Origin of the sequence: Acinetobacter sp. BSP-28, assembly GCF_044130285.1 — a bacterium.
GTDB lineage: Bacteria > Pseudomonadota > Gammaproteobacteria > Pseudomonadales > Moraxellaceae > Acinetobacter.
Genome location: NZ_JBIQOB010000008.1, coordinates 110,949 through 135,296, shown reverse-complemented (window position 1 = coordinate 135,296; position 24,348 = coordinate 110,949). Strand labels below are relative to the sequence as shown.

Here is a 24,348-nt window from a genome sequence, read left to right as displayed (position 1 = left end):
AAGATGAATCTCTCATGCTGTTTTTGAGGGGCATAGATTTGTGTGCTTTATCGTCTATAACACTTCAAAAAAACATAGATATTCATTCCAACATTTATGACATGGGGAACACTGTGTTTGATTAAGACCAAGACCAGTGATGCCTATAAAAAAGAGAAAATGATGATGTTTAAAACTTTCCTAAAAACGACCCTGATTTCATCACTACTTGCAGGCGCATCATTGGCGCAGGCAGGCTGGTTTGCACAAGCCAGTGAATCCTACCTTGTTCAAGCACGTCATACAGGCGGTGGGGTTTATCAATGTCTTTATAAAACCAATCCTGGCAACCGTGGTTGGCGTAATTTCACGGTGAACTTTCAAGGTGGTTGTCCACGCTTTGTTCACTTTAATGCGCAGAATGGTCAAGTCACTGTGCCCAACTAAATGAGGGGAACATTCAAATGAACCAAAAAACCATCTTGGGCTTGGCGGCAATCTTAGCCCTGACCTTGATCAGCATCGCAGGCTTCTACTTCTTTAGCCCTAAGCAAGTAACTGAAAAAACGGTTCAAGCCAACACTTCTGAGGTCAGCTCTGCACAACCTTTAGAATCTGCCAATTCAGAAGCAGTATCCACTGAGATTGCAGCAGCAGAAGTGGATGGGATTGATGTCAAAGAATTGACCACGGGAAGAAAAAGTCTAAGTCCATCAGATCATGAACCTGAATTGCTGAGTTTTGAGTTTGATCAAAACCTTAAGGCGGATACCTTACTGTCGATGCTGCCCTATGATCAACTGCCTGAATTTGAGCAGGACAATATAGACAAGTATCAACGCTATATCTTTGCCAAAGCCGCAAAAGATACAGGCAAATCAGTGCAAGACTTTAGCTTGCAAGAACATGGCGCACTGGAGTCGGAGCAAGCGGGTAATCGCTACTACGTTTATAAATTTGATAACGGCACAGACTGTGAAATCCATTTGGCCAGCATTGATTTAAATACAGGCGATTATGGCGTGAGCTATAACTACTGCTAAGGATGAACTTGATGAAGCAACTTTTAAAACCCTTACTCTTCGCAGTGACTACAACGACAGGCATCATGTTGAGTGGATGTAATGCAGGTCTTGATCCAAACACGTTTACGGTCGAACTCGATGTAATTGATACCAGTAACTGGTATGCCCAAAATCAATCCGCTACGGTATTGACCATCCGTTCCAATATTGCAGAGCCTATCGATGTCAGCCATGTTTCTGTCAATCATGGACAATGTCGTTATGAAGGCTATCGTCGATCATTGGAATATCCGCAGCATTTTAAGATGGGGCAACGTTTAAGACTGAAATTAACAGACTGTAGCTACAGTAATGTGGTGCAGGTTGATGTCGAAACAGATAAAGGCACTGCAAGCTATAGCTTTCAATAGCGACTCTCCTCGACAAAGCAAAATTTAAATCAAACCGTGTCCTCAATGGGCACGGTTTTTTTATGCCCTTCATTCAGCGCTTTGCACTGAATTCATTTCGCGAGGAATCCCCATGTCTTTTATTCGATGTCCCTACTGTCAGTCTACCCAGGTCAGACAAACCGATTCAGGTAATGCGCATGCCAATTATTTTGAGCAACTACAACGTTGTATCTCACCAACACAGATGGCGATGTTTGGCATGCAGGTCGCTCGCAAGTCAGGCTTTTCACCGCTCTTCGGTGCAGCTGTTGGGGTAGTGGTGGGTGGCGTACTGGTGGTGGTGAGTCAGTATGCCTTTGAAAAATACTACAGCAATGCCGAGCAGTATCTCTGTTTGGATTGCCAACAAGCGTTTGCATGGGTGCCGTAATTGCATCTCTGACTTTACACGGTTACATCTTTGAATAGATGGATTGTTTAAACCCTTACAGCACATTTCTGCATCTTTATATCTTTCACTTTTAATTAAGGAATAATCAAAATGGCACATCAAATTGAACAAATGGCGTATGTCGGTCAAACCCCATGGCATGGTCTAGGCAATCAACTTAGCCAAAACCAACCGATTGAAGTCTGGGCCAAGCAAGCAGGTATGGATTGGCGTATTGAATCATCCAATGTCAGCTACATGGCTAAAAATGATCGTGGACAAAGCATCATTATGCCCTATGAGGAACAGCGGGTATTGTACCGTTCAGATACTCATGCGCCTTTATCGGTGGTGAGTCAGCGTTATCAAGAAGTCCAACCGATGGAAATTCTGGAGTTCTACCGTGACCTGACCGAACAATCGGGGTTTGAGTTGGAAACTGCGGGTGTCTTAAAAGGTGGGAAAAAGTTCTGGGCCTTGGCACGTACAGGCCAAACAGCAGAATTGAAAGGTGGGGATGTCAGCAATGGCTATATTCTGCTAGCAACCGCATGTGACGGTACGTTGGCGACCACAGCACAATTCACCAATATCCGTGTGGTGTGTAACAACACTTTAGCCATTGCCTTGCGTGGACAGAGTTCCAATGCAGGCGTGGTCAAAGTACCACACAGCACCAAGTTTGATGCTGATAAAGTCAAAGATCAACTTGGTATTTCAGTGAAAACATGGTACGACCACATGTATGAAATGAAACAACTCACCCAGCGTAAAGTCACGCAGAAAGAAGCAGCGGCTTATTTTGATGCGGTATTTAACAACAATAGCCTAAGTGCTATGGAGCAGGAGGATAATATTATTCAGTACTACCGCAATGTTGCATCTCAAGCCAATCCACAACCCAATAAAACTGAACCGAATGGACGTGCCATGACCAAGGTCATGAATATGTTTAATGGGCAGGGACGTGGAGCAGACTTATCTTCAGCCAAAGACACCGCCTATGGACTACTTTGTGCAATTACAGAATTTGTGGATCATGAACGTCGTGCGATGAGTACCGATCACCGCCTTGATTCTGCTTGGTTTGGTGCAGGGGCAGCATTGAAACAACGGGGATTGGAGCAGGCTTTACATTTAGCCGCTTAAGCTTGATTTAATCTTTAGACTTTATCATTAGAGCATCTGATCAGCACGATCATGTGTCCTCCTCATTAACGATCCCTCTTTGCCACATCTTCGGATGTGGCTTTTTTTATGCCGTTTTAAAATCAATGATAGAAGGATAAACCCATGAATCAGATTATAAACCCAACAGTAATGTCTCAATCTCAGTATTTACCAACTGTAGCCAATGACAAGCTTAAACAAAGTCAATCAGGTTCAAAACGTAGTTTAAATGCCAAACGTCTGATCAACACCAAACAATTGGACTATCAGGCATGGCTGGAAGTGCGTAAGCAGGGAATAGGCAGCAGTGATGCCGCAGCCGCCTGTGGCTTAAATCCTTATATGTCGATGCTAGAACTGTGGATGATTAAAACAGGACGGGTACAGCAAAACATCGAAGATGAAAGCTCAGGGCATGCACCTTTATATTGGGGTAAACAGTTAGAACCCTTGGTCGCAGAATACTACAGCATGCACACCAATAATAAAGTCCGTCGGGTCAATGCGGTGTTACAGCATCCTGATCCTGATAAAGCCTTTATGTTGGCGAACTTGGATTATGCCGTGGTGGGCAATGAAGACGTGCAAATACTGGAATGTAAAACTGCAGGGGAATATGGCGCCAAACTGTGGCGAGATGGGGTGCCGTTATACGTGTTGTGTCAGGTACAACATCAGTTGGCGGTTACAGGCAAACAAGCGGCACATATTTGTGTGTTGCTGTGTGGGCAGGAAACCAAAATCTACAAAGTCAGTCGTAACGAAGCCCTGATTGAACAGATCATTCAGGCAGAACGGCTATTTTGGGAATGTGTTGAAAATGACGTTCCGCCTGCTGTTGATGCCAGTGAATCGGCAGCCAAAGCTTTACAACAGCTCTATCCTGAACATACCCCACTGAGCTGTGTTGATCTAACGGAGGTGAAACTTGCTAATGAACTGTTTGATCAGCTGATACAGGAGAAACAGCAGCTTGAACAGCACCAAAGCCAGTTTGATCTACTCAAACACCGAGTTCAGGCACTGATGCAGGAACATGAACGTGCTGTATTTCAGCAAGGTTCGGTGACATGGAAGAAGAGCAAGGACAGTATAAGTCTGGATACCAAGTCCTTACTTCAGCAGCAACCTGAACTCATCCAACAATACCCATTGCAGAAAGCAGGCAGCCGTCGTTTCAACATTTATCACGATTAGCTCAAAGTTTAGAGTTAATCACTCAGCAAGAAGCAATCTGAATTCCCGTGCAGCCCTGCATGGGATTTTTTTATGCCGATTTTAATTTAAGCAAACAGTGCAACACATCTAAACATATCAACGACAGAGGAATTTCAACATGATTAAAGGTCTAGCCATTACACCGCCAATTCTTGGGCGGATCAGTATCGGCAAGGTTGTCGAAAAGAATGGGAAACGCATCCCTGAAAAGGATGACCAATTCACCATTACCAGCCAAATCCAAAGCAAAGAGAGTGGTTGGATAAAACATCCACTGGATGAACAGCTTCGAGCGAATATTCTCAATCAAAAGTTACGCTCAATCCCGGTCAGAATGATCTTCAATGATCCTGACTTAAACCTACGTGCAGAATACAGCCTATTTGACCGTCAGACTGGACGGCCAGTCTGTGTCGGTAACGGTGAAACATGCCAGCGTTTAACCAATCAAGGCGTAGAGCAACATCCCTGTCCATCCCCTGATTTATGCCCATTGGCTCAAGGAGGGAACTGCAAGCCCTACGGTCGCCTGCATGTGAATTTGGATGATTCTGATGAATTTGGCACCTTTATCTTTAGAACCACAGGCTTTAACAGTATTCGGACTTTGGCTGCGCGACTGAGTTATTACCATGCAGCGTCTAATGGTTTGTTATCTTGCCTCCCATTGCAGTTGATATTGCGTGGTAAGAGTACGACACAGAGCTATCGTCAGCCAGTCTATTACGTGGATCTGACTTTAAGAGAAGGGATTAGCTTGAATGAGGCGATTATTCAGGCGAAGCAAATTGATGAACAGAGCAAGCAGGCGGGGTTTTATCAGGAAGCTTTAGACTTTACCGCAAGGAAGGGTTTTGCCAATGCACGGTTTGAAACGGATATAGAGGAAGGGTTAGAGGTGCTGGAGGAATACTACCCTGAACAAGAACAAAACCGTACGGTGGAGCAACAAGCTTCGCATGAAGGGTTTGTGCAGAATATTCAGCAGGGGTTGCAGCAATCAGTCAGACCCGTCAACTAATCGGTTGGTTGGAAAAGAGCAGCTTTCTAGTTTGCTCTTTTTTACGACAGTATTAGTCGTGGGAGTCGTCAAAGTACTATTTTAGCTATAGTTATCCCGTTAAAATAACAAGACTTAATTAGTCTCTATTTTTTTTGTTAAGTGCATGACTTTTAATAGGTCGTAGATATGCTAACTTAGCAACATTGTTTAACATTAAGTATAAAACCAAAGCGGTTGATCTTGGATTGAGGAAATAAAATGCATTCATTGGAACAAAAATTTCTAAATGACTTAGATGACAAGCTTTGGAAAGCCGCCGATAAATTACGCAGCAGTCTGGATGCCGCTAACTACAAGCATATTGTTTTAGGACTGATTTTCTTAAAGTACGTATCAGATGCTTTTGATGAACGGCAATCTGAACTCAAAGAATTGTTTGCACAAAAAGACGATCACAACATCTATTACATGCCGCGTGATCAGTACGACAGCGAAGAAGAATACCAACAGGCTATTGCTGATGAACTAGAAATACTGGATTACTACCAAGAAAAAAACGTATTTTGGGTGCCAAAAGCAGCACGTTGGTTAAGTATCCGTAATGCAGCAGCACAAGCGATTGGCTCTATCATTTGGCAGGATGAACAAGGGCAAGATGTCAAACTACGCTCTGTATCCTGGCTGATTGACAATGCCTTTGATGAAATTGAAAAAGCCAATCCAAAACTTAAGGGCATTCTGAATCGTATTGGACAGTACCAGCTGGACAATGACAAGTTACTTGATCTGATCAATACTTTTTCTGACACTAGTTTTACTAATCCAGAATATAACGGTGAGCAACTCAGTCTGCACAGTAAAGATATCCTTGGGCACGTCTACGAATACTTTTTGGGACAGTTTGCCTTGGCTGAAGGGAAGCAAGGTGGGCAGTACTACACGCCTAAAAGTATCGTCACCTTAATCGTTGAAATGTTGCAGCCTTATAAAGGGCGAGTATATGACCCGGCAATGGGGTCAGGCGGATTCTTTGTATCTAGTGAAAAGTTCATTGAACAACATGCACAGGAAAAGCATTACAAAGCATCAGAGCAGAAAAAGCATATTTCTATTTATGGTCAGGAGAGCAACCCGACCACATGGAAACTGGCCGCCATGAACATGGCGATTCGTGGGATTGATTTTAATTTTGGTAAAAAGAATGCAGACAGCTTTTTAGAGGATCAGCATCCAGACTTACGTGCTGACTTTGTGATGGCCAACCCACCTTTTAATATCAAAGATTGGTGGCATGCTTCGCTAGAAAGTGATGTACGCTGGAAATACGGTACACCGCCACAAGGTAATGCCAACTTTGCTTGGATGCAGCACATGCTACATCATCTGTCACCAACAGGCAGCATGGCACTTTTACTTGCCAATGGTTCGATGAGTTCCAATACCAACAATGAAGGCGAGATTCGTAAAAACTTGATCGAAGCCGATCTGGTGGAATGTATTGTCGTGTTACCGGGACAACTGTTTACCAACACACAAATTCCAGCTTGTATTTGGTTCTTGACCAAAGATAAAAAGAATGGCTTGTCTTTAGATAAAAAGAAAGCTAACCGTGAAGGCAAGACCCTGTTCATCGATGCCCGTAATCTAGGCTATATGAAAGATCGTGTACTGCGTGACTTTACCGATGCCGATATTGCCAAAATCACCCAGACCTTGCACGCATGGCAGCAGGGCGAGAACTTTGAGGGTGAAAAGTATCAGGATGAAAAAGGTTTCTGTTTCTCTGCTGAGCTCAAAGATATTCAGAAGCACGACTATGTATTGACTCCAGGACGTTATGTGGGTGCAGTCGAGCAGGAAGATGATGGCGAGCCATTCGCTGAGAAAATGCTGCGTTTGACTGCTCAGCTCAAAGAACAATTTGCTGAAAGTGCTGTCTTGGAAAGTGAGATTAAAAAGAATCTAAAAGGCTTAGGTTATGAGTTCTGATCATCCTTTATTGCAAGAAATTCAGAAGGGTGAAAGTCAAACCCTTGAATTTAAAGAGCAGTTACCGAAAGGGCAACAGGTCGCAAAGACCCTGATTGCTTTTGCCAATACCAGTGGTGGTAAATTGGTAGTGGGTGTAAGTGATGATCGCCAACTCGTAGGTATTCAAGATGATATTTTTGAGCTGCAAGATCAGATCACTTCAATGATCAATGAGCTGTGTGCGCCCAATATTCTACCTTACATTTATATCGAGAATATCCAAGGCATAGAGTTGCTAGTGATTGAAGTCAGCCGTGGTTCGTTATTGCCTTATTATCTCAAGCCGCAAGGCAAGGCACAGGGAACCTATATCCGTCTAGGTGCAAGTAATCGTGTGGCATCGCCTGAGTATATCCAGCAACTTGAATTGCAACGTCTGAACCAAACTTTTGATGAACAGCCGAATCCGCAATACAGTTTAGATGACATAGATTTACAGCCTTTAAAGCAAGCCTTTGCTGAGGTGGGTAAAGAGCTGTCTTTGCAAAAGATGCGGAATCTTAAATTGATCATTCAGCAGAATGGACAGGATTATCCTAGTCATGGGTTACTCATTTTGTTGGGGCTTTATGAGCAGGTTGAAATCAAATGCAGCCGCTTTAAAGGCACGACCATGACGGTGTTTTTGGATAAAAAAGAATACCGTGGAGACTTATTTAGTCAGTTAACGCAAACAGAGCAATTCATCAAAAACCATCTGCATCTACGTGCTGAAATTCTAGGGTTACAGCGTACAGAAAGTTATGAAATTCCAATCCCTGCTATTCGTGAAGCCTTGGTGAATGCAGTGTTGCATCGTGACTATAGCAATGCAGGGCGTGATATTAAGGTTGGCATTTATGATGACATTCTGAATATTGTATCGCCGGGTGGTTTGCCCAATGGACTGACTGAAGAGGATTTGGCGCAAGGTCGTTCTGAGATTCGTAACCGTGTTTTGGCGCGTGTGTTTAAAGAGCTGGGTTATATCGAGCAGTGGGGCAGTGGTATTGCCCGTATTAAAGATCTTTGTTTACAAGCAGGTAATGCAGAACCTCAACTGAAAGCACAAGGTGATTTTGTCGATTGGGAATTTTATCGTCCTTCGATTGAGCAATTAGGTGGCTCAATAGGTGGCTCAATAGGTGGCTCAATCAAAGAAACTATGCTGACAGATCGTCAAAAAGAGATTTTAGTTTTAATTCAGCACAACCCGAAAGTTTCCTATCGTACTATGGCGGAGCAGCTTGGTATTAATGAGTCAGCGGTAAAAAAGCATTTGAACCATTTAAAAAATGCAGGTCGGCTTGAGCGTGTGGGTGGAACTCGTGGCTATTGGATGATTAAAAAAGAATTTGGGGGTGAAGTGTGAGTGTAAGTTTTGAAAAGTTGCAAGATATTGCGAAGGTAATAGATTCATTACATAAAACCCCAAAATATTCTGAAACCGGATATTCAATGGTACGTTGTACTGATGTGAAATATGGGTTTTTAAATTTACAAGGGACATTCAAAGTATCTAAAACTATATTTGATGAGTTCTCAAAACGTTACGAACCAAGCCGAAATGATATAGTTATTACGCGAGTTGGGACTTATGGTGTAACAGCACTAGTTCAAGATACTGAGTTTTGTTTAGGACAAAATACTTCTGTAATTATTGCAAAGAATATTAATCCTAAATACTTATATGCTGTACTAAATTCTTCAATATTAAAAAATCAAATCGAAGCATCAGTTGTTGGTAGCACACAGAAAACGTTGAGTTTAAAAGCTATAAATAATTTTGAAATTCCTAGATTTTCTCCTGAAGTAGAAGATCAAATTGCAAAAATGATTTCAGAACTAGATGAAAAAATTCATCTAAATAACCAAATCAATCAAACCTTAGAATCTATTGCTCAAGCAATTTTTAAAAGTTGGTTTATCGATTTTGATCCTGTCCGTGCCAAAATTGCAGCTAAGCAGGAAGGCAAAGACCCTGAACGTGCTGCCATGTGTGCCATTAGCGGTAAAAGTGAAGTTGAGATTCAGCAAATGGCTGAAGATGATTTTGCAGAGTTACAAGCGACTGCTGCACTGTTTCCTGATGAGTTGGTAGAGAGTGAGTTAGGGGAATTGCCGAAGGGGTGGGTGGTTTCAACAGTTGGAGAACAAGTCCAAACAGTTGGAGGAGGGACGCCTTCAACTAAGAATGCTGATTTTTGGGATAATGGAATTCATCATTGGACAACACCCAAAGACTTATCAAATTTAACAGATAAAATTTTGTTAAATACAGAAAGAAAAATAACAGATATTGGACTGAAAAAAATCAGTTCTGGAATATTACCAAAAGATACAGTGTTAATGTCATCTCGTGCACCAGTTGGTTATTTGGCTTTAGCTAAAATTGAAGTTGCTATTAACCAAGGTTATATAGCAATTTTGCCAAATACGAAATATTCGGCTGAGTATTTAATTCAGTGGTGTGAAGCTAATATGGCTGAAATCAAAGGGCGTGCATCAGGTACAACATTTCAGGAAATAAGTAAGAAAAACTTCAGGGAAATTAACTTTATTAGCTCAGATGAAAAAGTGGTTGCTATTTATACTAGAACAGCTAAAACGCTATATGATGAAATTACATTAAAAGCAAAAGAAAATCAGAGTTTAATTAATTTAAGAGATACATTGTTGCCGAAATTGTTGTCGGGTGAGATTGAGGTTGAAAACCTTTGATATGCCAAAAATATATGAATGGTCTGAGATAAAAGACGAGTTTACGGACTCTTTGCTGGTAGGTAACGGTGGGAGTATGGCTTTAAGCAATAATTTTGTTTACGAGTCACTGTATGAAAAAGCCACAGAAAAAGAAAATTTAGATCAGGCGACCCAACAGGTTTTCTCTAAATTTTATAAAGATAGTCATGACTTTGAGAGAGTCTTGTATCGATTGTGGCAAGCTAATTATATCAATCATTTATTTAGTGTTTCTGATGAAGAAAAACAAAAAATAAAAGATGGTTATAACTTAATACAAAAAGCCTTGCTTAAAGCAGTTAAAGATATTCATCCTGATCATAGAGAATTAAAGGGTCAGCTTTTTTTGGTAGGTAAATATCTTTCTCATTTTAAGTCTGTATTTAGTCTTAATTATGATTTAATTATTTATTGGTCAATGTTGGAATATAATGATCAATATAAAAATGTCTTAAAAGATGGATTTATTACACCTGATTCATTAATTTCTAATTCTAAAGTATTTGCGAAAAGCAGAATTGAAATATTGAAAAAACCTTACAATGGTAATAATTCAGCTACATTAGTCTTTTATCCTCACGGAAATTTAATTCTGCATAGAACCAAAAGTAGAGAGGGGAAAATCCAAGGTCACAAAGAGAGTTATAACTCGATTTTAGAAACCATTGCAGATTTTTGGGAAGAAAATAATTCAATTCCACTGTTTGTTAGTGAAGGTACTTATCAGGAAAAGTTAGAAGTAATTAGCTCATCTAATTACCTTTCTTATGTTATCCATGAGGAACTTCCTAATGGGGGGGACTCTTTGGTTATTTATGGTTGGGGTATAGGTAAGCAAGACACACACATTCTAGAGCAGATTGCTAGAGGAACTTATCAACAGATAGCTGTATCTGTGTATAAAGGCAATAAAGAAGATGAACAAATAGGTCGAGAAATAAAAGAAATTGTAGAGAGAATAATATCTACTGCTAAGCATATGGATGAAGAAAATATTAAGTTTTTTAATGCCCAAAGTGTGGGCTGTTGGAATAATTAAGAGTTAAATCATGAATGAAACACAATTAGAAAATCTCTGCCTCGATTGGTTCGCTGAAAATGGCTGGGAAGTCGTTCATGGTATCGATATTGCACCCGACAGCAGTAATCCCCTACGCAAAGACTATAAACAGATTGTATTGGAGGCTGATGTTCAGGCCACCTTTGAACGCTTGAATCCGCACCTTCCTGCAAGCTGTTTTGAACAGGTTTTGCAAAAACTGAATCAGCCTGAAAGTCTGGATTTGGTGACCAATAACCGTGCCTTCCACCGTATGTTATTGGAAGGTGTGCCTGTCACCTATAAGAAACAAGATGATTGGGTACATGACCATGCCTTCTTGGTGGACTTTAATCATGTGCATCAAAACCGTTTTGTTACGGTCAATCAATTTACGATTCTAGGCACTAAACAACCTCGACGCCCTGACATCATCTGTTTTATCAATGGTATTCCGTTTGCCGTGTTGGAGCTAAAAAGCCCAACCGATGAAAATGCAGATATCTGGGATGCCTTTAACCAACTGCAAACTTACAAAGAAGAAATCTCGGATCTGTTTGTCTTTAATGAAGCTTTGGTAGTCAGTGATGGTGTAACAGCACGTGTCGGTTCACTGACGGCGAATCAGGAACGCTTTTTACCGTGGCGTACGATCAAGAATGAAGATGATAAACCCGTTTTAGAATGGGAGTTAGAGACAGTTATTCGAGGCTTCTTTGATCGAGAATTGTTCCTAGATTACATTCGATTCTTTGTGTTGTTTGAAACAGATGGCGAAAAGACCATTAAGAAAATTGCAGGCTATCATCAATTCCATGCGGTTCGGGAAGCGGTACATGCGACCATTGCAGCAGCCAATCCAAGTGGAGATAAGAAAGCAGGCGTTGTATGGCATACCCAAGGCTCGGGTAAAAGTATCTCCATGTGTTGCTATGCAGGTAAACTTTTACAGCAGCCCGCTATGCACAACCCAACCTTGTTAATCGTGACTGACCGTAATGACTTGGATGGACAGCTCTTTGAAACCTTTAGCAATGCTCAAGATTTATTAAAACAAACCCCACTTCAAGCCAATAACCGTGATGAGCTGAGAAGGTTTTTAGCTGAGCGTGAGTCAGGTGGCATCATCTTTACCACAGTGCAAAAGTTCGCATTACTGGAAGGTGAGAGTGAGCATCCATTATTGAATGGACGCCACAATATTGTGGTCATGTCAGATGAAGCACATCGTAGCCAATATGGTTTGAAAGCAAAACTAGGTAACGATGGCACGTACAAGTTTGGCTATGCCAAGCACATGCGCGATGCTTTAAAGAATGCTGCTTTTATTGGCTTTACTGGAACCCCGATTTCGAGTGAAGATAAAGACACCCGAGCTGTCTTTGGTGATTATGTTTCCATCTATGACATTCAGGATGCCGTCGATGATGGTGCAACCGTCCCAATCTACTACGAATCACGCTTGGCAAAGCTAGATATTAATCAAGCTGAAATCGAAGAGCTATCTGATCAAGTCGATGAGGTTGTAGAAGATGAAGAAGATGTTGGTAACCGAGAAAAGACTAAGAGCGAATGGAGCCGACTAGAAAAGCTGGTTGGTGCCACACCACGGCTGAAACAGATTGCTGCGGATTTAGTCGCACACTTTGAAGCCCGTACCGAAGCCACGGCGGGTAAAGGCATGATTGTGACCATGAGCCGCGAAATCTGTGTCCACCTTTACAATGAGATTATTGCCTTACGTCCAGATTGGCATGACCCTGATCCTGAAAAAGGCAAAATCAAAATTGTGATGACAGGTTCAGCTTCAGATAAACCATTGTTACAGCCACACATTTATAACAAGCAAGTCAAAAAACGTCTTGAGAAACGCTTTAAAGATGTGAATGATCCTTTGCAGTTAGTGATCGTGCGCGATATGTGGCTTACAGGTTTTGATGCACCATGCACGCATACCATGTATATCGACAAACCGATGAAGGGGCACAACCTCATGCAGGCCATTGCACGTGTGAACCGTGTCTTTAAAGATAAGCAGGGTGGACTAGTTGTTGACTATATCGGCATTGCTAATGAATTGAAGCAAGCCTTAAAAACCTATACCGATGCCAAAGGTAAAGGGGAACCTACATTACGTGCAGAAGAAGCTTATGCGGTTCTTGCTGAAAAGATGGATGCGATACGGGGAATGTTTGCCAAAACCAATGAACAGGTTGGCATGGATTTAAGTGCTTATGAAACTCAGGCACACCGACTGATTATCCCCGCAGCTAACTATGTGCTGAGCTTGAAGGATGGTAAAAAGCGTTTTCTTGATTTAGTCTTAGCAATCAATAAAGCCTTCTCTTTATGCAGCACCTTGGATGAAGCGAAGAACCTGCACAAAGAAATTGCCTTTTACTCAGCCATTAAAGCGGTCATTAGCAAGCATACCTCTGTAGATCGTAAACTGTCGCAAGCGGAAAAGGACAGTACGCTAAAACAGATTCTGGATAATGCTGTCATTGCTGATGGGGTAACAGATGTCTTTGCAATGTGTGGTTTGGATAAACCCAACATTGGCTTGCTTTCAGATGAGTTCTTAGAAGATGTAAGGCAGATGCCATACCGTAACTTGGCAATTGAGCTGTTGGAAAAGTTACTCAATGATGGCATTAAGGCAAAGACACGAAACAATGTGGTACAGGAAAAACGCTTCTCTGACCGTTTGCAGGAAACCTTGAGGAAATACAATAACCGAGCGATTGAAACTTCTCAGGTCATTGAAGAACTCATTCAAATGGCAAAAGAATTTCAGGCAGAGATGCAGCGTGAAGCTTCACTTGGGTTAAATCCAGATGAAATCGCTTTCTATGATGCTTTGGCAAACAATGAAAGTGCGGTCAGAGAGCTTGGAGACGATACGCTGAAACAGATCGCACGAGAGATTACAGAGAAGCTACGGAAATCAACGACGGTCGATTGGCAGGTTCGGGATAGTGTGCGTGCTCAGCTGAAAATATTAGTACGTCGTACTTTGCAGCGTTGGAAGTATCCACCTGATAAAGCAGCTGAGGCAATTGAATTGGTGATGAAGCAGGCGGAGACTTTGTCGAATGCTTGGACGAAGTAAGATAACTATATATTGTAGATTTAAATAAGCGAGTAGAGAGGGGATGATGACTACTTCTAGTAGAAAAGTAATTCATGACATTGCGTGTGCGTACTACAAATTAAGTTTTAAATGTGAAAAAAAACCCAATCAGCCAAGGGGGAAATTTTCCCATTATTTGAAAGTAGAAGATGTTTTTGACTTTATAGGACAAAATAATCATAAAAATTTAGTAGTTACTTCTGTCAAAGGTCGTTATGTATTTTCAATAAAAGAGATTAAGAAAAAAGGTAATAACCTTTTGTTGTTGATTGAGAGATCTGATAAAGAGCATGAAGATGTAAGAATTTATAACCGTCCAACAGACAAGACTAAATTGGTCCCATTTGAGGATGGCGATGAATTACAGCGATTTTTTCACGTAGTAGTTAATTTGGACACTAAAGCTCCTTATTCTTCAAATATTTTGGTTGAACAATATGCGGGTGGAACAGGCTATACTTTTGCCTATATACTCTCAAAGATATTAAGTGATTTTAATTTAAATCATACTCAACCAGACTTTTTTAAAGTCCCTTATGAAGGCGGTGGTTTAAATGAAGATGGTACACCTAGAGTGGTAGAGTTTGGAATTAAAGCGCATGTTGATAATGTTGCTGGTATATCTTTACTAGATCGTGCTGCTGAGGGTAATTTACTTAGTATAAGTGCAATCGAGGAAACAAAAAAAAGTAGAATTGAAAGTGAACCCATGCTGGTCATTGCCAAGAAAGAATTCAAGTATATCCCGCAACAAACCGTTTTTTTAGATCAAAATGGACAAATTCTTGAAAGAGGGCTTCTTGCACAGGCAATGAATTCTATTTTATCCAAAATTAAGCAAGATGCAGCTTTGGGTGATGATTTTTTCTATAGAGTCCGATGTAAAGAAAAATCGCGCACTATGAGTGTAGACATTAAAGGTGACTATACTGAGTCGGATTTTGGTGTAAAAATAGATTTTGTTGAGCAATTTGAACGTCAGGCTGTGACGCAAGATGTAAAAGTTGATGAGCGATTATTTGATAAAATGATTACGCTATTAGATGCACATGTTGTATCGGAGAGTTTAAGCGATGAAGGAACTACTCCTTAAACCGATAGCATATTTATACATTAAATGGGCTATTGATGATCTAAATGGGAAAAATAGAAAGCCGATTTTTGATTGGTATTTACCAATTCTTTGTGCAGCTTTAGTGACATTTTTTTTCGATTTTACTTACTCAGAATCTTTGGATGATTTTAAAATTTTTTTTGAATCTAAAGGATTTGAGGTGTTAGGAAACTTTATATTGGCGTTACCTGGTTTCTTATTTGCTGCGCTAACAGCGGTAGTATCTTTTGGTAATAAAGAATTAGATATTACTGCAAAGGTAAATCCACCCATTAACGGTGATGGTCATGAAATTTCTAGGCGTAGATATTTGGCTAATGCTTTTTCGTACTTAACTTTTTTAAGTTTGTTTTTGCTCTTTGTAACAACATTTATAAATTATTGTTACAGCGCAAAAGTCTTAGGTGTTGTAGCCGAATTTTACAAAGCTAGTTATTTGCTTCTTAGTTTTTTTTATTTTACACTCGTATTTCAATTGTTTTTTATTCTCTGTATTACTCTCTACTATATAGGAGATCGTGTTCATCAACCAATGAACTACGATCAAAAAAATAACTAATAGCTCTTTTTTAACCAATGATGTTTATCTTATAAAAATTACACCATTTTTACGCCATGATGATGACTTTGTGGATGTATGTTTTTGATATTTATAACAAATGTTTATTTATTTGTCCAATCCATCATCGGTGCAACTGAAATGCGAGGAGTTAGGGATTGGATAATAGACATAAAGTAGACCTGATTACACGAACAACAAGAATGCAAATTATACGGTGTTTAACAAAAAAATCGACCATTTGGGTGAATTGATTAATTTCAGATTGCATCATGTTGAGAGGAGATAAGGTACGTAAGGTTATTTAGGGTGTTTTTTTTTTTGAAAAAACTATGAAATAGCCACTTAAATTCTGAACATAGATAACTATCTTTTAATGGCTCTTTTTATAATTCTAAAGGGGGCGTGTTGACCATTGGGTTATGTCTGCGTTTTGAATTGTAGGATATTTTATTCAAATTAGTTAGCTGAAAATTGGATTAAGAATAGAGGAGTCAAAATCCAAGAAAATCCTGATATTGTACTAGGCAAAGAGCAACTCATTGAGCTGACCTTATTAAATGTCAGAGATAATATTTGGATGGAGTCAGAAGCGAGTACGGAAGGACAAAACTCTATTAGCTGTTCTTAATCAAGAAGCTACCAATCGCGCGCAATTATCACAAAAATAAAATCAGTACATTTATTAGGGCATTCGCTTTGAGAAAAGGGGGGAATTCCTCATCTCAAACTGGAACCCATCGCTACTAGTACGCAACAATATAAGCTATTACAATCCGTAGTGTGCTTTCTCATGCTGCTGTAATGTGGGAAATGGATATAGATTGAAGGCTTTCACCACCTGAGCCATAGCAGTATCCATACTTGACATATGTCCATAGGCTAGGTAGAGAGCCTGATATCATCGATACGAATTATGTTGCTAGCACCTTGATTAATTCTGCTAAGGCAAGCGTTTCTGATGCCTGCCATTGTAACTCAATAGTGCTGTTGGTATTAATGCCATGCTGTAAAGCTACTGAGGTGATTGAGGTTTTTAGATCCTGATAGACTTTGAGAATGTTGATTTTGAACTCAGTGCTGTATTTTCTTCGTTTTTTGGGAACGGATACAGTGAACAGAAGATTTGTCGATGGTCATGGACTAAGTTCCCACTGAAAAAAAACAGGTGATAACTAAACATAAAACGGATTGGATCACTTGATAAGGAGGTACTTTACTGGATGCTTACCTTAGTCGAGTATTCGCTTTTAGATCGCTATGCTATTCAGTACAATACAGTGAAGTAAATAATGTTTGTGAAATGGAGGATTTTGATTTATCTACTCCCAAGAATCATGGATCATTCTTGCCATTGGGGGTATCTTCCTGAATTAATTCATAGAATTAAGGATGTTAGGGTTGAGTTTTGATACAATTTTGTTTGTGTAACAAAGCTAATTTATGTTGCTACTTATACACGATTAAGATGGTTGCAAGTTTGAAAGAATTCGATTTTATAATAAAGCATGTTATTATTTAATCCTTAAAAATATGTTTTTTAAAATAAAGTGCTAGTTAATAAATTCACAGTAATTTAGTTTACAAAATGAAAATGGAGTATTGTTGTTGAATCCGCATGCAAGTCCTTCTACTTCGCTCTTGGCTTTGATTAGAACAGTTATTATCAATAAAAATCTTATTTGGAGTTTAATTAAGCGAGAAGTTGTTGCGCGCTATCGTGGATCAATATTTGGGCTACTTTGGTCTTTTTTTAACCCAGTCTTAATGTTAGTCGTTTATACTTTTGTTTTTAGTGTTGTGTTTAAAGCAAAATGGATAGGCGGGTCGGATTCTAAAACTGAGTTTGCTTTAATATTATTTTCTGGATTAATGATATTTAACCTTTTTTCAGAATGCATTAATCGCTCTCCAAACTTAATATTAAGTAATGTGAATTATGTTAAAAAAGTTATTTTTCCTCTTGAAGTTCTCCCCATTGTAGCTTTAGGTTCTGCAACTTTTCACTTTTTAATTAGTTTTTTTGTGTGGATTATTTTTTATACCATATTTATGGGTATTCCTCACATTGAAATATTCTTATTTCCATTTGTTTTATTACCTTTAGTGATGTTGATTTTAGGATTTTCTTGGTTACTTGCTTCAATAGGGGTTTTTTTGAGAGATGTATCACAAATTGTGGGAGTCTTTACTACACTACTAATGTTTTTAACAACAATTTTTTACCCAATAACGGCTCTACCTGAAGCATACCAATCTTTAATGCAGTTAAATCCATTAACATTGATAATTGAACAAGCACGTGATGTCCTAATTTGGGGTAAAGGAATTAACTGGATTGAGTGGTTAATCCAAGTTATCTGGACTACTATATTTGCTTGGTCAGGTTTTGCATGGTTTCAAAAAACCCGTAGGGGATTTGCTGATGTTATCTAATTATGCCATTCGAGTAACTGATTTAAGTAAATGTTATAATATTTATGAAAAGCCACAAGATCGACTCTTTCAAATGCTAAGTTTTGGCAATAGAAAAAAGCCTCGCCAATTTTGGGCATTAAAAAATATAACATTTTCTATAAATCGAGGCGAAACCGTAGGAATTATAGGTCGTAATGGGAGTGGAAAATCAACCCTACTCCAAATGATCTGCGGTACAGTCACTCCGACAACTGGTAGTATTGACACAAATGGTCGTGTAGTCGCTCTGCTGGAGTTAGGAGCAGGCTTTAATCCAGAATTTACTGGATATGAAAATGTACTTCTAAATGCAGCTATTTTAGGATTTCCCAAAGACGCAATAGAACAAAGAATGGCTGACGTGCTTGAATTTTCAGAGCTTGGTGATTTTTTAGACCAGCCTGTTAAAACCTATTCTAGTGGTATGTATGCTCGGCTCGCATTTTCAATAGCCATTCATGTTGAACCCGAAATTCTCATTGTTGATGAAGCGCTATCTGTAGGTGATGCTCGATTCGTAGCGAAGTGTATGAAACGCATCAAGGAAATCCAAGAGCGTGGAACAACCATTTTATTTGTTAGTCATGATGTTGGTGTAGTTCGGACACTTTGTGATAGAGCAATCTGGCTTGATAAAGGTATGCTTGTTAAGGATGGAGACGTTTTTCCGGTTACTGGTAAGTATATGGAATATATGTTCCAAGATGAATTATCCGAGGAAAAGGGACTACATCAAAATATTAAAAAAAATATAGCAAATCAGACGGTGACCGACTCTTTAGAACAGAATGATCAGCAAATTGTACAAAACCATCATGCTTTGGATGCTCGTCCTGTTACCCATTGGGGGGCACGTAAGGGATTAATTCTTGGAGCATCGGTATGTGATCAACATGGTACTAGAAGTGATGTTATTGCTTGGGGCGAGCCTATAGAAATTGTGGTGCAGGTACATGTGCCTTTGGATATTCCTCGCAAGCATTTAAGTATTGCCTGTTCAATTAAAGATCTTAAAGGGACTGATCTAATTGTTTCAACAACACATGACAACGGAGATAGTGAGCTTCCTGAGCAGGAGCAATTTAGTATACGTTTTCGTATGAGTAATCCGTTGGTGACTGGGAAATACCTCTTGGTTGTTGCAGTAGAAAATCGTGCAGATTTAGATATCTACTATTATGAATATCTTGAGGGTGCTCACTATTTTTCATCTTTGTCTGAGCAGCGATTTTTTGGAATTTTTCAGCCGGCGATTGAGCAGAAAGCACAGGTTTTATAATAAATGTTATCAACTATTAATTCAGATACTTATTGGGATAAGCGATTTATCGAAGATTGGGAGGTTTATGAAGGACCGCGCCAATCTCGCTTTTTTGCACAACTTGCACTTGAAAATTTACCAACTTGGTTAATTGAGCAAATTCGGCGAGAATCTCTTACAGTTGTAGACTGGGGGTGTGCACAAGGGGATGGAACTGATATTTGGGCGAGTTATATAAATTCACAGCAGTTGTTTGGTGTGGATTTTTCAAAAATAGCGATTGAGCAGGCCCGTCAGCGTTATCCAGTGATTCAGTTTTTTTGTGAGAATTGGCTGGAACCAGATTCTGAGATTACACAAAGCTATGATGTGGTTTTTTCATCTAACACACTTGAACATTTCCATAATCCATTTGAAGTGTTGGCAACTTTAAGTACAAAAGCTAAAAAAGCCGTAATTCTTGCTTTACCTTATCGAGAGATTAATCGTATTGCTGAACATTTCTCAACTTTTTTGTCAGAAAATATTCCTTTGGAGTTAGACAATGGTTTTCGGCTAGTATGGTCCAAAGTTTTAGATTGTTCACATATTCCTTCTACACAATGGAGTGGTGATCAGGTTTTTTTAGTTTATGGCGATTCCTCTTGGATTCATTCACTTCAGCTTAGATTAAGTGATTGTGAACTAGAAAAAAATGATTTGAATACTGAGTTTAATATTCTAAATCAAGTTGTACTTGAACGAGACATACAAATTGCAAGTCTAACGCGGACAGTGACTGATAGAGATATACAAATTTTAAATCTAACACAGGCAGTGATTGATAAAGATATACAAATTGCCAGTCTTAAAAAAGATTTAATAGACAAGGAATCACAAGTTGTAGAGTTATATAATTCAACATCTTGGAAGATAACCACCCCCATGAGATTTTTAATGACATTTTTTCGTTCACCTTTTAGCCTATTATATCGCATGCTGAAAGTAGTTTATTGGAATTTACCTTCACCTATTCAACAGACTATTAAATCTACTCGGATGCTTTTATTAAATAAAAGAAATAATATAGAAAAAACATATAATGATATGTCATGGTATGATTTTAATTCAACAATTCTTTCTAATAGAAAAAAGTATAGGGGGATATTTATTCAGGAGTTAGTGATTGATTGGAATGTACCTCTATTCCAACGACCTCAACATATTGCAGCAGCATTTGGTCGATTAGACTATCTAGTAATTTATAGAACAGATAATTGGGCTGGAGATAATGTTAATGGGTTTAGAGAGGTATGCCCAAATGTTTGGATTACTAATTCTTCTAAAGTAAAAAATATAGAAGGGGCGGTACATTCTTTATATTCTACAGCTTATGCCAATACTGTAGATAAAATAAAAGATAATAAAAATGGAATATGGGTTTATGAATATATTGATCATATTGACCCAGAAATTAGTGGGGACAATGAAAATATTAAAAGACTTTTAAAGTTAAAGAATTTTGCTTTTAATGGGGGGGTAGATTATATCGTTGCTTCTGCTAAAAAACTTTATGATGAAGCTGTTCAGGCCGTAGGTGAAGAAAAAGTTGTTTTAGTGCCTAATGGTGTCGATACAAAACATTATCGTAATTCTATTCATCAGGTTACTGAAATACCAAATTTATTAATTGACTTCAAAAAGAAATATAAAAATGTCGTTGGCTATTTTGGAGCATTAGCCCCATGGCTTTGGTATGAAGCAATAAGCGAGTTAGTTTCTACGCGTAAAGATCTTGGATTTGTTTTTATTGGACCTGATTATTATGGAGGTGCTGAAAAGTTACCTGTAGGCGAGAATATATTATATTTAGGAAGTGTTGATTATAAAATTTTACCTGCTTATGCACAGCAATTTGATATTTGTTTTATTCCTTTTAAACCCGGTGAAATCGCACGTACTACCTCACCTCTTAAACTTTTTGAGTATTTTGCGCTAGAAAAACCAGTAGTTGTTACCTCAGAAATGCTTGAGTGCATTCAATATTCTGAAGTATTTAAAGGAGGGACTGTTGATGAGCTGAGTCAAGCATTTGATGTAGCAATCAATTTAAAAGATGAGACTGAATTTAAGAATCGATTAGCTAAGTTAGCTGATGAAAATGATTGGACGCAAAGAGCTCTAGTAATGACTAAATGTTTTGAGAATCTAAAATGAACCAAAAAAAATATTAGCCGTAATAGGTACCCGCCCTGAAGCCATAAAAATGACACCAGTAATTTTAGCTCTAAAATCTGAGCCATGGGCGGAAGTACGAGTCTTGGCAACAGCTCAACATAGACAAATGCTTGATCAAGTTAATCAATTTTTTGGTATAGAATCAGATATTGATCTTAACATTATGTGTCCAATCAAGCACTCACAACTTTAACTGCGCGATTATTATTAGATTTGGATGAAGTTTTACAAGCGGAAAAACCTGATGCAGTTTTAGTGCAAGGCGATACGACTACAGTTATGACAGTAGCTTTAGCCTGTTTTTATCATCGTATCCCTATTGGCCATGTAGAAGCAGGATTGCGAACTTGGGATATGCAAAATTCATTCCCTGAGGAGGCAAACCGAGTTGTTGCTGGAAAGTTGGCAAGCTGGCATTTTGCACCGACTGAAGGTTCTCGGCAGAATTTGCTAAAAGAAGGGATTCCAGATACAGATATTGTGGTCACAGGTAATACAGTTATTGATGCATTGCTTATGACTGCAGCCAAAGATTTAAAACTACCTATTGATATTGAAGAAAATAAACGTCTAGTACTTATAACTTCACATCGTAGATAAAATTTTGGAGAACCATTCCGAAATATTTGTAAAGCATTACGTACTTTAGCTAAAAATAATTTAGATGTTCAATTTCTTTACCCAGTACATCCAAATCCAAATGTCAAAGATGTAGCTCATGAATTTTTAGCAGAATTACCTAATGTCATTCTATGTGAACCTTTGGACTATGCACCATTTATTGCTGTAATGAAACGAGCATATTTGATTTTAACAGATTCGGGGGTACAAGAGGAAGCTCCTGCATTAGGCAAGCCGGTACTTGTACTACGTGATGAAACAGAGCGTCCAGAAGCAGTAGAACAAGGTGTAGTGAAATTAATTGGACCAAATTACGATCGAATCATTGAAGAAGCTCAGCGATTACTTGATGATGAGTCAGCTTATAAGGTGATGGCTCGTGGTGTTTCTCCGTATGGTGATGGTCATACAGCGGAGAGAATAGTTGAAATTCTTAGAGAATATTTTGATGTTCTTTAAATATCATCAGTTGCATGAGACACAATATTTTCTAAAGTTGGCTTGAATGGGGTTTATTGTGTAACCAACTGAATCATCATTTTCTAGCTATTAAAGTATTTAATAGTGTCCACATAATCATGTGGACACTTCTTTATTAATCTAAGATAGAATAACGTGCTTTTATTAATATTTGTAAAATATTGCTTAATCTTAATTAAGACTTCATTTTTTTAATGATTTTACCATATATACCTAAATATACGTCTTCATAGTAATTTTTATAGTGGTTTTCCCATATTTTTTTTGCATTTATTGACTTTATTTTTATCTGCTCTTTATCAACTAAGCTGTGAAAGAAATCATTTAAACTATCTTCTCCTTCATGAATGGACCAGCCTGTATTAAATTTTTCAGTTTTAATACCAGGAGGAATATCTTTAGTTGTAAGAAAAGCCTTACCTAGCATTAAATGTTCATAATATTTATTTGGTGCTGCATATAAATGATTTAATACATCTTTATAATACATACCAACTATAATATCCATTCTAGACATAATGGAAAGCCCTTTTTTTGATGATGCAGAGCCATAAAAAATGATATTGTTATTAGATTGATTAATAATAAAATTATCTAAAGGACCATATCCTATAATATGAAGCTCTAGATTATTTATTTTTCTTATTGCATTTACCAAATCTTCAATACCACGATGTTTTTTCTCTAAGACTCCAAAATAACCAATTTTAATTTTAGAGTTATCTTGAATATTTGAATTTATATTTGATATATTTATTTCTTTTGGTACATTTTCTATTACGATAATGTTAGTTAAATCAATACCATGTTGTTTTTTTCTTATTTCATCGGCTAAAATGCATAAATCACTTTGTTTTATAAGGTGATTTTCAACTTTATCTAAAATTTTTTTAAATTTCCCTTTTATCCTATGAGTGTCGGTATATTTATCATAAATATCAAAAATCATTTTTTTAGAAAAAATTTTACAAAAGACAAATGCTGTAAGTGCGGTATCTAGATCAATAGCTTGAACTATACTAATTTTTTTATGATTTTTGCATAAGGTGATAAAAATAAAAATATTCCATAGGATAAGGTTAAAAAAATTTTTTAAACCTCCACCTATATAACCCTTTTTTTTAAAAAGAATATTTTTATCATTACTTTTACTTTCACCTATACGATCCCAGCCAATAAAACGATACGAAACATCTAGGGTGTCTAAAACATTAAAGTATTTTTGAATTTTACCATCAAAGTCAGGTATATATGATCTAATAAAAAATAGCATATTATTAACAAAAAAAGAAATTTTTTAATTGTAAATAGACCTTCTTCTAAAGTCTACTTTTTTCTACAAAGTAGTTAATTTATTAGAATTCTGCTTAAGAACGTAGAATAATTAATTTAACACTATGAACAACTATTTTTAATAAAACCTTAATTTGATCTTATAGTGTTAAAAATTATTCCTATCTTACTTTATGAAGTTGTTATTAATTTATTAATCTAATTT

The 24,348-nt window shown here is 38.1% G+C and carries 19 protein-coding genes and 2 pseudogenes; 19 read left to right on the top strand and 2 right to left on the bottom strand.

Translation table 11 applies throughout. The annotated features are described in order from the left end of the window. The first annotated feature begins 165 nt into the window (after positions 1 to 165). From ACE01R_RS07950 to ACE01R_RS07880, 15 genes and pseudogenes are all read left to right on the top strand, one after another. Positions 166 to 426, top strand: coding sequence for a hypothetical protein (locus ACE01R_RS07950; protein ID WP_002058491.1), 261 nt, complete (start codon positions 166 to 168; stop codon positions 424 to 426). Positions 427 to 443: 17 nt separating this feature from the next. Continuing rightward, positions 444 to 1,022: a hypothetical protein gene (locus ACE01R_RS07945; RefSeq protein ID WP_395550277.1), complete on the top strand. Its 579-nt coding sequence runs from the start codon at positions 444 to 446 to the stop codon at positions 1,020 to 1,022. Between the two features lie 11 nt (positions 1,023 to 1,033). After that, entirely contained in the window at positions 1,034 to 1,414 is a 381-nt protein-coding gene (locus ACE01R_RS07940; protein WP_002058070.1) for a hypothetical protein, read from the top strand. A 112-nt stretch (positions 1,415 to 1,526) separates the two neighbouring features. Further along, the gene (locus ACE01R_RS07935; protein ID WP_002126054.1) at positions 1,527 to 1,826 is read left to right on the top strand and encodes a hypothetical protein; all 300 of its coding nucleotides are present in this window, start codon (positions 1,527 to 1,529) and stop codon (positions 1,824 to 1,826) included. Between the two features lie 111 nt (positions 1,827 to 1,937). Continuing rightward, positions 1,938 to 2,975, top strand: coding sequence for a DUF932 domain-containing protein (locus ACE01R_RS07930; RefSeq protein WP_395550276.1), 1,038 nt, complete (start codon positions 1,938 to 1,940; stop codon positions 2,973 to 2,975). Positions 2,976 to 3,119: 144 nt separating this feature from the next. Beyond that, on the top strand, positions 3,120 to 4,193 hold the full coding sequence (locus ACE01R_RS07925) for a YqaJ viral recombinase family protein (protein ID WP_395550275.1): 1,074 nt from the start codon (positions 3,120 to 3,122) through the stop codon (positions 4,191 to 4,193). Between the two features lie 139 nt (positions 4,194 to 4,332). Continuing rightward, positions 4,333 to 5,235: a hydrolase or metal-binding protein gene (locus ACE01R_RS07920; RefSeq protein ID WP_395550274.1), complete on the top strand. Its 903-nt coding sequence runs from the start codon at positions 4,333 to 4,335 to the stop codon at positions 5,233 to 5,235. Between the two features lie 240 nt (positions 5,236 to 5,475). Then, positions 5,476 to 7,206: a type I restriction-modification system subunit M gene (locus tag ACE01R_RS07915; protein WP_395550273.1), complete on the top strand. Its 1,731-nt coding sequence runs from the start codon at positions 5,476 to 5,478 to the stop codon at positions 7,204 to 7,206. Continuing rightward, positions 7,196 to 8,599, top strand: a complete 1,404-nt coding sequence (locus tag ACE01R_RS07910; protein ID WP_395550272.1) for an RNA-binding domain-containing protein — start codon at positions 7,196 to 7,198, stop codon at positions 8,597 to 8,599. Before ACE01R_RS07915 ends, ACE01R_RS07910 begins: the two co-directional genes overlap by 11 nt. Further along, positions 8,596 to 9,948, top strand: a complete 1,353-nt coding sequence (locus tag ACE01R_RS07905) for a restriction endonuclease subunit S (protein ID WP_395550270.1) — start codon at positions 8,596 to 8,598, stop codon at positions 9,946 to 9,948. The genes ACE01R_RS07910 and ACE01R_RS07905 overlap by 4 nt, the downstream gene beginning before the upstream one ends. After that, positions 9,935 to 11,008 (top strand): DUF4917 family protein, encoded by a 1,074-nt coding sequence (locus tag ACE01R_RS07900; protein WP_395550261.1) that lies wholly within the window; start codon positions 9,935 to 9,937, stop codon positions 11,006 to 11,008. The genes ACE01R_RS07905 and ACE01R_RS07900 overlap by 14 nt, the downstream gene beginning before the upstream one ends. Positions 11,009 to 11,018: 10 nt before the next feature. After that, positions 11,019 to 14,120, top strand: coding sequence for a type I restriction endonuclease subunit R (locus tag ACE01R_RS07895; RefSeq protein ID WP_395550260.1), 3,102 nt, complete (start codon positions 11,019 to 11,021; stop codon positions 14,118 to 14,120). 43 nt (positions 14,121 to 14,163) lie between these two features. Next, on the top strand, positions 14,164 to 15,234 hold the full coding sequence (locus ACE01R_RS07890) for a hypothetical protein (RefSeq protein WP_395550254.1): 1,071 nt from the start codon (positions 14,164 to 14,166) through the stop codon (positions 15,232 to 15,234). Then, positions 15,215 to 15,814, top strand: coding sequence for a hypothetical protein (locus ACE01R_RS07885; protein ID WP_395550248.1), 600 nt, complete (start codon positions 15,215 to 15,217; stop codon positions 15,812 to 15,814). Before ACE01R_RS07890 ends, ACE01R_RS07885 begins: the two co-directional genes overlap by 20 nt. 463 nt (positions 15,815 to 16,277) lie before the next feature. Beyond that, positions 16,278 to 16,639 (top strand): annotated as a pseudogene (locus tag ACE01R_RS07880) (integrase); the annotation flags it as partial. A gap of 89 nt (positions 16,640 to 16,728) precedes the next feature. On the opposite strand, the gene ACE01R_RS07875 reads toward ACE01R_RS07880, so the two are convergent. Then, complete coding sequence (locus ACE01R_RS07875; RefSeq protein WP_395550312.1) at positions 16,729 to 16,935, bottom strand: transposase; 207 nt, start codon at positions 16,933 to 16,935, stop codon at positions 16,729 to 16,731. Between the two features lie 484 nt (positions 16,936 to 17,419). On the opposite strand from ACE01R_RS07875, the gene ACE01R_RS07870 reads away from it, so the two are divergent. The 4 genes and pseudogenes from ACE01R_RS07870 (at position 17,420) to wecB (ending at position 22,829) form a co-directional block, all read left to right on the top strand. Continuing rightward, complete coding sequence (locus tag ACE01R_RS07870) at positions 17,420 to 18,250, top strand: ABC transporter permease (protein ID WP_395550245.1); 831 nt, start codon at positions 17,420 to 17,422, stop codon at positions 18,248 to 18,250. Continuing rightward, positions 18,240 to 19,550, top strand: coding sequence for an ABC transporter ATP-binding protein (locus ACE01R_RS07865; protein ID WP_395550243.1), 1,311 nt, complete (start codon positions 18,240 to 18,242; stop codon positions 19,548 to 19,550). The genes ACE01R_RS07870 and ACE01R_RS07865 overlap by 11 nt, the downstream gene beginning before the upstream one ends. 3 nt (positions 19,551 to 19,553) lie before the next feature. Further along, positions 19,554 to 21,728: a methyltransferase domain-containing protein gene (locus ACE01R_RS07860; protein ID WP_395550242.1), complete on the top strand. Its 2,175-nt coding sequence runs from the start codon at positions 19,554 to 19,556 to the stop codon at positions 21,726 to 21,728. A 49-nt stretch (positions 21,729 to 21,777) separates the two neighbouring features. Continuing rightward, positions 21,778 to 22,829: pseudogene (wecB, locus tag ACE01R_RS07855) on the top strand (non-hydrolyzing UDP-N-acetylglucosamine 2-epimerase). A 196-nt stretch (positions 22,830 to 23,025) separates the two neighbouring features. Here wecB and ACE01R_RS07850 read toward each other — a convergent pair. After that, the gene (locus ACE01R_RS07850; protein WP_395550241.1) at positions 23,026 to 24,123 is read right to left on the bottom strand and encodes a hypothetical protein; all 1,098 of its coding nucleotides are present in this window, start codon (positions 24,121 to 24,123) and stop codon (positions 23,026 to 23,028) included. Positions 24,124 to 24,348: the final 225 nt, after the last annotated feature.

Bases quoted from the DNA above. Each gene is read 5' to 3' on its own strand.
- ACE01R_RS07860 (WP_395550242.1), top strand. From the start codon at position 19,554: ATGTTATCAACTATTAATTCAGATACTTATTGGGATAAGCGATTTATC.
- ACE01R_RS07920 (WP_395550274.1), top strand. From the start codon at position 4,333: ATGATTAAAGGTCTAGCCATTACACCGCCAATTCTTGGGCGGATCAGT.
- ACE01R_RS07935 (WP_002126054.1), top strand. From the start codon at position 1,527: ATGTCTTTTATTCGATGTCCCTACTGTCAGTCTACCCAGGTCAGACAA.
- ACE01R_RS07940 (WP_002058070.1), top strand. From the start codon at position 1,034: ATGAAGCAACTTTTAAAACCCTTACTCTTCGCAGTGACTACAACGACA.
- ACE01R_RS07890 (WP_395550254.1), top strand. From the start codon at position 14,164: ATGATGACTACTTCTAGTAGAAAAGTAATTCATGACATTGCGTGTGCG.
- ACE01R_RS07950 (WP_002058491.1), top strand. From the start codon at position 166: ATGTTTAAAACTTTCCTAAAAACGACCCTGATTTCATCACTACTTGCA.
- ACE01R_RS07945 (WP_395550277.1), top strand. From the start codon at position 444: ATGAACCAAAAAACCATCTTGGGCTTGGCGGCAATCTTAGCCCTGACC.
- ACE01R_RS07895 (WP_395550260.1), top strand. From the start codon at position 11,019: ATGAATGAAACACAATTAGAAAATCTCTGCCTCGATTGGTTCGCTGAA.
- ACE01R_RS07865 (WP_395550243.1), top strand. From the start codon at position 18,240: ATGTTATCTAATTATGCCATTCGAGTAACTGATTTAAGTAAATGTTAT.
- ACE01R_RS07925 (WP_395550275.1), top strand. From the start codon at position 3,120: ATGAATCAGATTATAAACCCAACAGTAATGTCTCAATCTCAGTATTTA.
- ACE01R_RS07930 (WP_395550276.1), top strand. From the start codon at position 1,938: ATGGCACATCAAATTGAACAAATGGCGTATGTCGGTCAAACCCCATGG.
- ACE01R_RS07910 (WP_395550272.1), top strand. From the start codon at position 7,196: ATGAGTTCTGATCATCCTTTATTGCAAGAAATTCAGAAGGGTGAAAGT.
- ACE01R_RS07885 (WP_395550248.1), top strand. From the start codon at position 15,215: ATGAAGGAACTACTCCTTAAACCGATAGCATATTTATACATTAAATGG.
- ACE01R_RS07915 (WP_395550273.1), top strand. From the start codon at position 5,476: ATGCATTCATTGGAACAAAAATTTCTAAATGACTTAGATGACAAGCTT.
- ACE01R_RS07850 (WP_395550241.1), bottom strand. From the start codon at position 24,123: ATGCTATTTTTTATTAGATCATATATACCTGACTTTGATGGTAAAATT.